A 12,118-nucleotide genomic window follows, 5' to 3' on the forward strand; every position below is an offset into this window, starting at 1 on the left:
GGGTAGCACAGTGCCCTCAGGTACTGCACAAATACGCACCGGCATGCGGCCCTTGTGTTCCTTCAAGATGTACTCCCAGCCCTTTCGGTTGAACACCGCCTCCGTACCGAGGTGGGCCGTAACCATCTCGTCTGCTTCGTCGATATGGTCCTGGGTCAGTTGGTGAGCCAGGTAGGCCTTCAGAGAGTACTGCAAGCCGAAGAACACCATCTCAGGGAACTGAGCGCCCTGTCGTGCCTCGAAGTACGAATAGATGTTGCTCGTACCAGGTGGGTACTGGTCGGCGTGCGAGAGCTTGTAGCTATCCGTCAGTAGGATAGGGTTGCGATTGATGCCCAGCATATCAGATCCTTTCTAAGAGCATGTCAAACAAGGGTTTGTGTGCGTCTACTATGCGATCACGTGATGCAGCGGCTAGCGGGAACCATCCGACCAGAGGCAGGTCATCATTACCTTTTGGGTCACCAGAGAAACTGGTGCATTTATACAGGATTGTTTTATGCCCTACGTCGTTGGCTCCACGCGACCGCCAATCATCAACAGTCAACGATCCTACGTATCCTAAAGTGTGTGCTGTAAGACCGGTTTCTTCTTGTAGCTCACGTGCTGCTGCTTCTTCTCCGTCTTTGTCTTTCAGGTCTATGAACCCACCAGGAAAACGCCAGAGGTGTTCGTCAGCCTTGCGGCCCAACAACACCTCCGGTGCGGCGTTTCCGTGCTCTACGGGATCGAGTCCCAGCACCTGAAGAGGAGGACGTAGCACTGCAATGTCCACGGTGAAGAACACACGAGGTCTGAGGTTCATGATGGCATGTATCACGCCACGTCTGAATGCGGGATCGTTCTCACTCGTCTGGGCTATCAGCTCACGGCGTGCTGTGCCGCTGTGATCGCTGCAGAAGTCCAGTTCGCGTGTCTCAAACTTGCCGCTGTACGCACTGGCAAAGCTGTCTCGACCACCGTACAACACCGCACTGAATTCTGGGAACAAGGCGTTGATGGTTTGGTCTACTGTTCGACTCCACACGTCGTTTTCGGCTGTGTCGTAAACAGCTACCACCACTGCATCAGGACACACGGCGTTGATCATTTGTGCACGAACGCGATAGTCGAGAGCGTGTTCGGAGTCTGCGGGCGCTGCCCTACAACCAAGCATCACCAGCATGTGTCTGTGTTTCTGTGCTACGTGCCGCAACAGGTCAACGTGTCCTGGGTGTAGCTCATCTACTTGGAAGCGGCCGATCACTACACCAATGACCTTGGTCTCAGAGGTCATGAACTTTCAGTCCTTTCGTAGGCTCTACAGATTCGCATTGCCAGATAGGGAGAAGGAATACTACCTCACCTATGCGATACCGGTACCGAGTGTCGGGTGGGAGATCTTCTCGTGCTATGACGGCACTGCCCTTGTCCTTGAAGAAATGAGCTTGTGCTAGTTCGTCACGCCAGTCGGGCACCGAGAGATCGAACTTATCCTTGCGCAGACCAGCGTAGTACTCCCGAAAATTTGGGGCACCACTTGGGCTTACAAATATTACATACTCAGTGTGACTGGCTTTTGATACGTGCAGTGTCATGGGTTATCTCTTGCTGTCGAGTGTGTCGATCAAAGCTCCTGCAACAACCTCAACTACTTGGTCCAATGGGATGAATTCCATGTGATGCTTCTGCCGCCTGGTCACTTTAATCCAGGCTTTGAGTTTGTTAACCGCGTGTGCGCGTTCGTCCGGAGTCATGATCATTTTTTCCACTTGAAGGGTTTACCTTTGCATAGGGGGCAGTACCACTTACCGGTAGCGCCACAGCGATACACCAAGTAGTGTATGATTCCCTTGCCGATCCAGTACGACACCACGAAACAGATCAAAACAATTGTTGTCCACATATCAAAACAGTCTTAACAGGATTAGAATGATACCGAGAGTCACAGAAACTCCCACTATCACCCCATTCGCGAACTGTTTATTCTCGGCAGTCATAAGATACCTTTCCTGTTCTCCCGCTCTCCCGGGGTTTCTCCCACTCACTCCAACGCGCTCCCGCCCGTACTCCAGTCGTTACTCCTGCGGAATTAGAGTGCTGAGCACTTGACTGTTCACGGTCTCGGTCAGTCTCCCACTTCTCCCGGGGTCTTGGACACCTCGTCTGGAAGCAGAAGTAGCGTTGAAAGAGTTAGGTTAGTACATGAATACTAGCTCACAATAGTGTGTTGATGAGATCCAGAACAAACCACAACGACAGTACGACAATTGCTATCTCTAGCGCTAGCGTGAGCCAGCCACTTAGCTGATAGCGTATGCGAATACGTTCCTCAAGGGATTGCAACCAAGGCGCTCTCATCATCGTTTGAAACTAGCAACTAGAACAGTGGGATGGATAGCCATTGCGCCTACCCCTAAGGACTCTTTCGCCTGTTGACACAGAGGCGTGGTCATGGGAAGGACGATGTGCGGCGCACCAGCAAATGCTCCGTCCATTTCGGCGGCTGTTTCTGACTCGTATGGCCCAAAAAGTTCTGTGATGCCTTCAGTCAAGCTGCCCATGATCAATACGAACATGTATTTTCCTCCGGAGGGTTAGCCTGATCGCCGCAGACTAGCAGCAGCAGGCAGTTTACGCCAAATGTTCTGGTGTCGATGCTCAAACGCCCGAACAGCTCGGTACTTCGCTTCCTTCTGACTGGGACTCACGCCGGTAGCGATCACTCGCCCGTGGCGCAGTTGCACGGTCCACTTCCACGTGTACACATCGGGCAGGACGGTTCGAAGACCTACTACAACGAGACGATACAGCGGTCTGCTGCCCAGACAGGTGGAGATGCCGTAAAGCGTGGCCGTTTGCTGTCGTGGGTAGCCGGTCAGTTTCCAGTGTGTTGGTGTGATCTTCATCCTGTGTCGTCCTTTCTGAGAATCTGTACCGTAATCTTGTGAATACTCCACATAATTCCGAACAACAGTCCGAAACCTACCGAGATAGGCCACAGGAAAGCGAGTAGGAGGATCAGAATCATAGATAAAAGTACAAATTCGTCCACGTCAGTGCCGTTGTGCACTTTGTAATAGTGAGCTGAGTTAGCTATTAGTCCTACCACAGCCAACCCTACTGCCACTAGCAGATACCATGTTATTGGGGCCCATTCAGCTATTGCTACCATACCTGCCTCCTGTGTGGTGTATAAGACTGCGTAGATCTACTGCAAAATCAGCCCAGAGGGATTTGAACCCTGCGTCTCGAGTGCCACAGACTCGTGTGTTAACCAGCTACACTATAGGCTGAACATTACTTAATCCTCGTGCATCTCCTCGTACCAGCGGCTTTCAGCACTGACGGGGATATGAAACACCAGTCTGGTGCCGTCCGGCACTCCCTCGCCTTTGGACATGACAACGTACCCGCCAACTTTGGCAGTTACATGTATCTCTTGACGCACCTCCTCATCATCCAAGAGATCACGTCCGCCGTTCAGTTTCTCGCGGATGAGGATAATCAGCATGTCGTCTCTGCTTAATACCTCCATCATTCACGCCATCCAGGGACTAACAGCGCTTCATATTGTGTGGTGACAAGGTAACAGCCCTCGTGTATACCAGGGGCGAGGTCTTTGACGACCTGACCTCCCACCGCTGAACAGGCTTCTTCACGATCACGCTCGAACGTCACACGCGTGACAGCGTAACAACAGACCATCACTACAATCAAGATTATCGTCCCGAAGAACGCTACTTGACCTACAAGCTCTGCTCGGTCCAATGTCATTGTGTTGTCCTTGGGTAGCTGGTTAGCTTCCAGTGTGTTGGTGTGATCTTCATCAACTATCTCCTTACCTCATAGCGTGGATTTGATGTGTTACTTGCTTGAACCGTACAGTATGCCGTTGACCCAAAGGGCTGCAAGCCAAGTTCCGAGCGTTAGCTCGATGTTCAGACTGAACAGAGCGTTGATTGCCCAGATGGTGAACATCGGAGTGAAAATGATCGCCACGATTACCACCACAACGAGTGCTAGGATTGAGTCAGTCATTATCGCCTAGTCTTTCCTGTTGGGTTGCTGGCCCAGAGCTCAACCAGGCGGGCTTTACGTGCGCTGATATTGGCAGGCAATGTGCCTAACAACACATCCACTAAACCAGCACACCCACTAGGGCTTGTCTCTAGGCCGTTTGCGTTTTTCTCAAATGGTCTGCCTAACTTCTTGAGCCAGTGCAACTTACGTCTTCCCACTTGCAGCCTCCTTTGCCATTCGCCTACAGAAAGCAGCGCGGGCTATCGCGCCGTCTTTGTTGAGATTCCACCAATACACCGAGGTACCAAAAGCACCTACCATCTTGTCTCCATCCCGATGTCGTCGGTGATTTGCTTCCAATCTTGTACGTACAGTGTGTTGCAGCTCTGTATCCCACAGGCCTACATCACAAACTGCGTCACACAACCCATAACACTCATACGTGGAGATAGAAGCACCCAAGGGCAATGTTATACAGAGGTTAGGACAACAGGCGGACATTTTTGCGTTGTCCCATTTGTTAGCAAGCCACTGCCACCAGGCGGATTCAGTTAACGGCATGGCTGGGTCAATCTGGATCATCCAATACCCCCATATCTTGTAGAATTGGTAACCTCGGGTCACCTGGGTGTAAACCACTGTATCCTACTTTTACATGAAATTGACCGCATGCACTACAACACATTTTTCCGTCGACGAGCGCTGGTAAGCAGCACGGATTGCATTCGAGCGGTGGGTTCCAGTTGATGCCCTGCAAATCTTTAGGCGTGAACATGGATGTAACCAGCTTCAACGTTTGATCCTGCTCGTCTTTGGTCACGCGTTACCGCCGGAGTATGTACTGCAATTTGTTCAGCGCCCAATACTCAGGTGCCATCCCGGCTTTGAATGCTTCGACCGTTTCAAGGACACCTAGAATGCCAAAGAATACCACGAGGATGGCTGTGACGCTCAGCACTACGGTTCGACAGTCCTGCTTGGTCCAGTCGTTGTAACCACCACCAGACTCCTTGTCGAAATTCGCGGCCCAGATGCTGTAAATCATCTTCTGAAGGGGATAGAGCGCCAAGAGCATCACCAGTATGGCAACGGCGTCAATCCATTCCAAGTACGCGCGAGCGACCAGTACTTCCCAGATGTGTGACGCTGCCACTCCGAGCTTGGCAGCCATCGCATCCAGACGCAGTAGTACTTCATCTTGCAATGGGGCCGGAACAACCCCTAGTGGATCTTGCATGGTTCATGTCTCCAATACTACGTTGGTGTTACAGTAGAGCTTCAATGCCCGATCGGGCAACTTCTTCGAACGTTCTCGCTGGTAGTTCGATCACATCTCCTTCGGCCAAAGCTATAGCAGACTTCAGCCGCTCAAGGCCGGCAATGGCCATTTCAATCCCTTGAACCGTCATCTCTGGTTTCGGCTGGTTGGGCTGATGGTAGCGAACTGCGAAGTTGGTAGGGCTGTTCGGCACGTCGGTGCGGATCTTACGAATCGTGTCGGCAACCTTGCTGTATTCGTCTTTGTCCATCAGACGTTCAGCTTGAGCGAGGCCGCTCTTTGCGACCTTAATCGCTGCTTTTGCTACGTCCTTGTGTTTCTTGGTCAAGGCTGCCTGAGCTTTAGGCAATTCAGCCTTGAATTCTTTGAGCTTGGTGTTGATCTGTTTCAACATCAAGGTTTTGTTGGCTTTGACTCCCATGTTCGTTTCCTTCGCTGCTCCGTTGGGGTTATGGTCGAATCACTACAAGGACCGGGCCGAATTCCGTTTCCGCATAGACTTCTTGCGGTAGTTGATAGGTGGTCCGCTCAATACACAGCTCCATCTGTGCCCACACCGTATCCACTGTACCGGTGGTTGTGTTGTGGATCACGATCTCTCTGGACACGTCCGTACATTCAGGTTGTGGTCCTACGGCGTCAGCACATGCACAAAACACCAAGACCAAGGTACATAGTAGTTTCTTCACGGCCTGATCCTCCTATTTGAGTTCGCAAGTCCCCAGCACTTGCATGTCCTTGAGGTAACGATCTCGAGTTTCCAACAACACCTTCTCCCACTTCTCTGCCTTACCAACCTTGAGACGCAGATCACGCCCGTATGTTGGGCCGGGGAAACCATACCAATGCACTACCGTGTTGGATGCCAGCTCCATTACACGTTGAGCGTGCCGGACTGTCCATACACACTCAGTCTCAGACACAACCTGCCCAAGCTCCACCGTTAGCAACGCAGGCACCGCAGCTCCCACTGAGATATTAGTGTTCACTGTGGTGGGAGGACTAATCATCAGAGCAATACCCAATACAGCAACGGTGGCACAGATGATAATCATCGTGACTTTGAACATGGTCGTTTGTCTCCCTGTGTGTCCATTGCGAGGTTAGCGCAGACATGACTGCGTTTTTTGATACCGTCCAGATCGTGCTTCCACCAGAATCTAGTGAACTCAGCGCCTGGTTGTTGTGTCCACTGTCGTATCGTCGGAGGACAATACTTCAGCATGTCCCTTTCCATCCGCCTGGCTTGCCGCTTGCCGATTTGGCCGTGACCACGCAACACAACGAGGCAAACACACAGACCCTTCACGATACTGTGTCGAGGGATAGCACCAGGTCGGGTTAGTTTTTTGGTGTTGATACCCCAAGATTCCATGCAGGTAGAGATACCCCAGAGGTAGGACAGATACGCCCACCACTCAGTGTCTGGGGCCTTAGGCCTGGGCATTTTCATGATTACGGGCAGTCAGGGATATCAAGCAGTTCCAACTCATCCCAGGCGTTAGGTACTAGCCACGCCGACCACCAGATGTCGTTGTATCGTTGTTCTTTCATGATACGTGAGTTCCAGACCACTGCATAACCCATCACATCCTCAGCGGCTGTGCATCCTACTTCAGTGAAATTGATACGGAACTGAGCCAAACGTGCCTCGTATCCAGGCATCTCCAGATGTGCAAACCAGGCAGACACACTCAATGTTATGACGACCACGAGGCCCAGTGCTATAGTCATAATGCCGGCGAACTGCCAGCCCTCACGTATCTCGTCGTAATCATTGATGAAGATACGTGTGAACCTGCCCTTCTTTTCGTAAGCCATGTTGATTTCCTCTCTTGATGGTGAATGAAAAAGAAAGATCCCTAAACAGCAGCCGCAATCCTGAGAGCGTGTTAAGCGGCACACGTTGGACGAGATTTCTCAAGCCCACCAGATGTAAGGATCTTTAGTCTTAGATGTTGATGGTGACTGTTGCGTTCTTCAGGGAGAGCTGTCCATCAAGATCTCCCAACACTTCCTCCAGCTCCTCAATGGCCGAAGCAAACGCTGCTTCGTCCAGGTTGACGACGGCTGCGACCTGTTCCCCCCGCGTCCGCCTCTTGTCGGCCTTCTCATATAGCGCCTCCTCCAAAGTACGCCACCGCGCGAACTGTCTGTCGTCGCGGGTGCGGTCGATGGTTCTGCTCATATCAACGAAGAGCTTCTCGCGCAACGGCGCAATCTCACGTCTCCAGATCAACCACTCAGTGACACACATGGTCTTATCCCCCACTGTGACCTGAGTTATCATGTTCTGTGAGGCAATCTTCGTGCGTAACGACAGCACTTGTCGCTGCATGTCAGTCACGCTGCTCATTTCCTTGGAGATGAAAGTGGTTGACCCACCTTCTAAGGCAGCCAAAGGATCTACCTTGTCCTCTGCTCGTACCAAGAACTTGACCACACTGGCCTCCTTCTTCGCCATCCTCTTCTTGAGAGTGGTGATCTTAGCCAGTGCTTCGGTAATCGTCAGTTCATGACTCATTGTCCTTCCTCCTTGAGTTTTGACGTTTAAGTAACAGTCAGCGGTACGGGGCTCGAACCCGTCACTCCAGAGCCACAGTCTAGTGTGTCACCAGCAACACTTACCGCTTTTCTACTGCGAAAATCATCCACAGCAGAGTGACATTCTTTGGATTAATGTATATTCCGCACCGTTTGAGTGCAGACAATGTATCACCTCCTGACGAACTTGTCCAAGTGTTTCCACAAAACGTATTAATAATGTGGTAAACTCTGGCTGCATCGAGTTTTTTGTAATAACGCTGACCACGGACAAGACGTGCACGAATGGTCTCAATACCTTTTTTTCGTATCAGGTACTTCAGAGAGTGCTGATAAATTTGTGTGTGTTTAATTCTTTCACGACCACGCAGTGCTGTGACCGCTATCACAGCTTTGTCTTCCCAACAAGGAAGAGTAGCCACCTCACTGAGTACGCGAATAGACTTTGTTCCGTAGGGCGAACACAAGTCTAGATTTGCAACTCCTAGTTTGTATCCTTGCTTAGCAATCTCTTCACACGCTTTTACGACATCCATTCCGTAAGTATGAACACTAGGTCCGTACTTTTCTCGGTAGCTTTGCATGAATGAAGGATCTTTGTCTACAGCGTGTAGGTTTTTTCGCCAAACCCCGCTTTTCAGTGCTACACCAATTTCTGTACCTTCTTCTGATGGCATCAATAAAGCGTGTGTATTTTTGATCTCAGAACTGATGAATGTACGAAATCCGTTCCATACATCACGTCGATACTGTCTTTTATTGGGAAAATTGTATCCCCCTTTCGGGGCTCGACGATTCATACCAACCTCCTAGATCGGAAATTAACTGTTTAATGACCAGCATGAGATTCGAACTCATAACCTGCGGGTTAAAGGCCCGCTGCTCTGGCCAGTTGGGCTAGCTGGTCGAACAACTCTCGCATATGTGTTAGCGAGGCTCCCGATTAGGGGAGAAGTGCATAGTTGTCTCCCACCTTCATAACGTTATGAAACCACCCTCACCACTCATCCACTGGTATGTATAGCTCCTGGAATCCTCCTATGGATCTGAGGTAAGTGCCGATATTGCTCTGCATTAGAACCCCTCCGACGGTGGATGGAGTTGCTCCTCAAAGGACTGACCCAAGTACGCATCTATCTCTCGGTACTCTGGTCTATGCGTCGGCAAATTCAGCACACTGGGGTGCTCGACTCGCTCCGTCTCAGCTTTGGGGATGAGACACTTAGGCATTCGCAACTCAGGCATACCAAAGCACAACAACAGACCAGTGATAGGCAGAGCAGCCAGTGCTGTGTACCCTAACATTACGTGGACAGGCGCACTCATTGTGTAAAGCCACGCTATACTTATAACAGCGGCCATTCCACCAAGAATAGGCCAGAGGAATACAGAGAGGAGCACATCACGAGCGGTAGTAGTTGCACCCAGCCACCAGTTAGGGTCGGCTGCAAAGGTCTGGATACTTGCATATGCGAGCAATCCGACGACGATATAAGCCGAAATCCCCAACAGAATATCACCAAAGAACTCCCTGCCTGTTAACATAATGCTACTCCTTCTTGTTGGCGTGGAACAAACACGTGAGATTTGATTGTCTGTCGCGACACATAGCCTTCGTTTTGCACCAGCAGCATTCTGCATCGGCCGGCACATGACACAGACCACATCGTCCCTGCTTGTCGTAGTAAATCGAGGCGTACTCTACTATGGTCAGCCTGCCACAACTGGTACAACGCAAATACTGAACATACCCGTCGCCTGTGTTGTGAGTAATCATGAAACTACCCTTAGCTGGCGACGGATACCAGACGCAATGTTCAATGTACAGCTCTTCTGGAATGTGAGGGAGGAGTTGGTTGATTTCTTCAGTCATTGTCTTTACTCAGTTGAAGAACAGAATGCCAGCCAAGAACAACAGCACAGTAGTACAGAATACAGCAGTGCCAGCTATCATGTAGTACTTGAGCACGCGATCGAGCAGAGTCATCCAGACTCCTTTACAAGTTTAACCAAGTAGTCACGCTCCGTCCTGGTGAGTGGCCCGGTGGCACAGCAACGCCACAATTTTGCCACCAAACGCTTCTGTGTGTCTGACAGTGAGTATATGACGAACCCCTTTTGGGTAAGCATATCCGCCATCTCTTTCCTTGTTGCTTTCGGTGTCATGCACATGAGAGCTTCTCCATTTGGTTTTGGGCAAATAAAAAGGGATGAGGAGAAGGGAATCGAACCCCTACGCGCCCGATCGAGGCTGCTCTGCCATTAAGCTACACCTCACCCCTATCTATCTATCGAGTGATCGCAGGCATAGGACCATTGGTTATGCGCTCACGAGGCTTGGTTTTCACCCTCTTCTTCTCCAGCACCTCCACCTGCTCGATGTCAATGCACAGATCACCTCGTGTATTTCCGTCTTCTTTGAGGGAATCCGAGGCTATGCCTACGCGTCGACAGCCATTCAGCCATAGTGTGTGGCTGTTGCAGATACCAGTGTACCCAGAGATGCGGTCTCTGACGAGCGCACCGAGAGGTACATCAGCGAAGTCCTGAGGTTCCATGTCTTACTCCATTCGGTTTTGGGCAAATAAAAAGGGACTATGACTCGCACAGAGGACACTCTTCGCACATGCGTTTGGCATGTAGGCGTATCTCTGCTTCGTACTCTTTCTGTGCAGCTCTGTAACCTTGAGCGAACGTAGCTGTGGTTTCCATAGCTCGGCGATCGGCAGCGGCAGCAGCTGCTAGACCGCGTCGTCGGCCGAAGTCATGGAACTTGAAGGCGCGACCAGTGGCGTGCTCGTACGTCGGTATGCTCCCAGGCATCACAGTACCAGCGCCATAACCATCAATCCTAAAGGTCTCTTCTTTCAGGAGTGCTCTTATCTCATGTAACTCAACACCCAGCTCTAGGATGGTGTTTTCCACGAGGTTGAGCCGTTGGCGCAATATGCTCTTTCTTGGCATGATTGCCTCATTTGGTTTTGGGCAAATAAAAAGGGATGCGTATAGGAGGCCCGACCATCCTCATTCGGTCCATCGGGATCGCCTCCTACACGACTTTGCTACGGAATGGTACCTCCATCATCTGCTTAAACGCAAGAGTCCAAAGATACCGTGTACCGCGACCGTCTTTTTCATAACGTTATGAAAATCAGTGCTGTCTCGGGAATGCTCGTTTGTAGTTCTGCGGCCACGGGCCATGTGATTCGATGTACTCTCCATTGTACGTGTGGCGCGTACAGAAGATCAGCGAGAACATATCACGACGTATTTCGCTGTCTTTCGGGGCTTGAATTTCAGTTAACTCATACATGCGCGGGCGCAATACCTTCCAGCGTTCGCGGTTACGAGCACGGCGTTCCAATTCACTCACGAGACAATGCTGCATGAAATCACTGAGAAATTCCTGCACCGGATTAGGCATGCCGTTGCCCCTTTCCTTTATGGTTCTCGATTGTGGACGTAATACGCCACCGATCTGCGTCCTCACCTATCAGAGCTTTGCCCCCCTCACCACGATGACCTCTAGGGCTTACGCCGTCTGTGTCTATGATCTTGACGTTCTCAGGTGTGGGAAATTCTTTGAGTACCCATATCGAGCCTCTGGGCGGATCATTCTCCAATGCCCAACACTTAGCACAGTTCTTGCGCTTGCATTTCCCACTGGTACAACAGCGCGTGAATCCGCCATTGGCTATTTTCAGTTTGCCATTGCGTTGTTTACGGAATATGATCCATTGCGTCATGTTCTTGGCTTTCATCCGAGGCCCAGCTACCGCAGTACCTGTCTGACCGACGGGGCAGAATGGTGCATCTCCAGTCAGAGGGACCGGCGACCACACACTAGTCCCATCAAAGCTAGCGCGTGTGTAGTTGCGTTGAAGGCCACGTTTAGCGGCTCTCTTCATTTGAGCAATACGCTCCATACCCTCGGCGAAACGGTCCATGCGTATGCTCATCTCTTCATCGGTGATTGCAGGCTTTTTGCGTTTAGGCATGGGCGTACGCCTCCGTCTGGGCGATGATGTCCGCATCTAAGGCTGAAGGCTGAACCCATGCGCATTTGTTCAACTTCTGGGACGCATACGACCTCAGCGTATGGGCAGCCGTAAAACCGTGGCAGTGTATGGCGTCCACAGTGCCCATAGGGGTGACGATACAGCAATCGTAACTCGTCGGAATCTCCACCGTCACCGCGTCCCAAAACCGGATCTTGTTGACTAACTTGCTCGTGATCTTTAACATGATATCGTCTCCCTTTTTCATAACGTTATGAAAGTAGTAGTAGGAAAT

At 51.0% G+C, this 12,118-nt stretch carries 17 protein-coding genes and 4 tRNA genes; all 21 read right to left on the reverse strand.

What is annotated here, in order from left to right; translation table 11 throughout:
• Window positions 1–342 (reverse strand): DUF5598 domain-containing protein (locus tag KOO63_07815; protein MBU8921713.1); only part of this gene is annotated, 342 nt, incomplete at its 3' end.
• A gap of 1 nt (window position 343) precedes the next feature.
• Window positions 344–1,276 (reverse strand): NUDIX domain-containing protein, encoded by a 933-nt coding sequence (locus KOO63_07820; GenBank protein MBU8921714.1) that lies wholly within the window; start codon window positions 1,274–1,276, stop codon window positions 344–346.
• The gene (locus KOO63_07825; protein ID MBU8921715.1) at window positions 1,266–1,577 is read right to left on the reverse strand and encodes a hypothetical protein; all 312 of its coding nucleotides are present in this window, start codon (window positions 1,575–1,577) and stop codon (window positions 1,266–1,268) included. The genes KOO63_07820 and KOO63_07825 overlap by 11 nt, the downstream gene beginning before the upstream one ends.
• Before the next feature lie 309 nt (window positions 1,578–1,886).
• A complete protein-coding gene (locus KOO63_07830; GenBank protein ID MBU8921716.1) occupies window positions 1,887–2,027 on the reverse strand; it encodes a hypothetical protein in 141 nt (46 codons plus the stop codon).
• An 857-nt stretch (window positions 2,028–2,884) separates the two neighbouring features.
• On the reverse strand, window positions 2,885–3,154 hold the full coding sequence (locus KOO63_07835) for a hypothetical protein (protein MBU8921717.1): 270 nt from the start codon (window positions 3,152–3,154) through the stop codon (window positions 2,885–2,887).
• Window positions 3,155–3,201: 47 nt separating this feature from the next.
• A tRNA-His gene (locus KOO63_07840) sits at window positions 3,202–3,275 on the reverse strand.
• Between the two features lie 8 nt (window positions 3,276–3,283).
• Window positions 3,284–3,520 (reverse strand): hypothetical protein, encoded by a 237-nt coding sequence (locus KOO63_07845; GenBank protein MBU8921718.1) that lies wholly within the window; start codon window positions 3,518–3,520, stop codon window positions 3,284–3,286.
• Complete coding sequence (locus tag KOO63_07850) at window positions 3,517–3,756, reverse strand: hypothetical protein (protein ID MBU8921719.1); 240 nt, start codon at window positions 3,754–3,756, stop codon at window positions 3,517–3,519. Before KOO63_07850 ends, KOO63_07845 begins: the two co-directional genes overlap by 4 nt.
• Window positions 3,757–3,846: 90 nt before the next feature.
• Complete coding sequence (locus KOO63_07855; GenBank protein ID MBU8921720.1) at window positions 3,847–4,020, reverse strand: hypothetical protein; 174 nt, start codon at window positions 4,018–4,020, stop codon at window positions 3,847–3,849.
• A gap of 805 nt (window positions 4,021–4,825) precedes the next feature.
• Window positions 4,826–5,239, reverse strand: coding sequence for a hypothetical protein (locus KOO63_07860; GenBank protein MBU8921721.1), 414 nt, complete (start codon window positions 5,237–5,239; stop codon window positions 4,826–4,828).
• Between the two features lie 28 nt (window positions 5,240–5,267).
• Window positions 5,268–5,702 carry a hypothetical protein gene (locus KOO63_07865; protein MBU8921722.1) on the reverse strand — a complete coding sequence of 145 codons (435 nt, stop codon included), beginning with the start codon at window positions 5,700–5,702 and terminating at the stop codon, window positions 5,268–5,270.
• Window positions 5,703–5,982: 280 nt separating this feature from the next.
• Window positions 5,983–6,351 (reverse strand): hypothetical protein, encoded by a 369-nt coding sequence (locus KOO63_07870; GenBank protein MBU8921723.1) that lies wholly within the window; start codon window positions 6,349–6,351, stop codon window positions 5,983–5,985.
• A gap of 385 nt (window positions 6,352–6,736) precedes the next feature.
• Entirely contained in the window at window positions 6,737–7,102 is a 366-nt protein-coding gene (locus KOO63_07875) for a hypothetical protein (GenBank protein ID MBU8921724.1), read from the reverse strand.
• Window positions 7,103–7,232: 130 nt separating this feature from the next.
• The gene (locus tag KOO63_07880) at window positions 7,233–7,805 is read right to left on the reverse strand and encodes a hypothetical protein (GenBank protein ID MBU8921725.1); all 573 of its coding nucleotides are present in this window, start codon (window positions 7,803–7,805) and stop codon (window positions 7,233–7,235) included.
• Between the two features lie 40 nt (window positions 7,806–7,845).
• Window positions 7,846–7,914: transfer RNA gene (locus tag KOO63_07885), tRNA-His, on the reverse strand.
• Entirely contained in the window at window positions 7,906–8,625 is a 720-nt protein-coding gene (locus tag KOO63_07890; protein MBU8921726.1) for a hypothetical protein, read from the reverse strand. Before KOO63_07890 ends, KOO63_07885 begins: the two co-directional genes overlap by 9 nt.
• A 33-nt stretch (window positions 8,626–8,658) precedes the next feature.
• Window positions 8,659–8,732: transfer RNA gene (locus KOO63_07895), tRNA-Lys, on the reverse strand.
• Window positions 8,733–8,899: 167 nt separating this feature from the next.
• A complete protein-coding gene (locus KOO63_07900) occupies window positions 8,900–9,370 on the reverse strand; it encodes a hypothetical protein (protein ID MBU8921727.1) in 471 nt (156 codons plus the stop codon).
• Between the two features lie 665 nt (window positions 9,371–10,035).
• Window positions 10,036–10,102: transfer RNA gene (locus tag KOO63_07905), tRNA-Ile, on the reverse strand.
• Between the two features lie 874 nt (window positions 10,103–10,976).
• Window positions 10,977–11,315, reverse strand: coding sequence for a hypothetical protein (locus KOO63_07910; GenBank protein MBU8921728.1), 339 nt, complete (start codon window positions 11,313–11,315; stop codon window positions 10,977–10,979).
• Between the two features lie 500 nt (window positions 11,316–11,815).
• Window positions 11,816–12,070 (reverse strand): hypothetical protein, encoded by a 255-nt coding sequence (locus KOO63_07915; GenBank protein MBU8921729.1) that lies wholly within the window; start codon window positions 12,068–12,070, stop codon window positions 11,816–11,818.
• Window positions 12,071–12,118 lie beyond the last annotated feature (48 nt).

Source organism: Candidatus Latescibacterota bacterium, from assembly GCA_019038625.1.
Lineage (GTDB): Bacteria > Krumholzibacteriota > Krumholzibacteriia > Krumholzibacteriales > Krumholzibacteriaceae > JAGLYV01.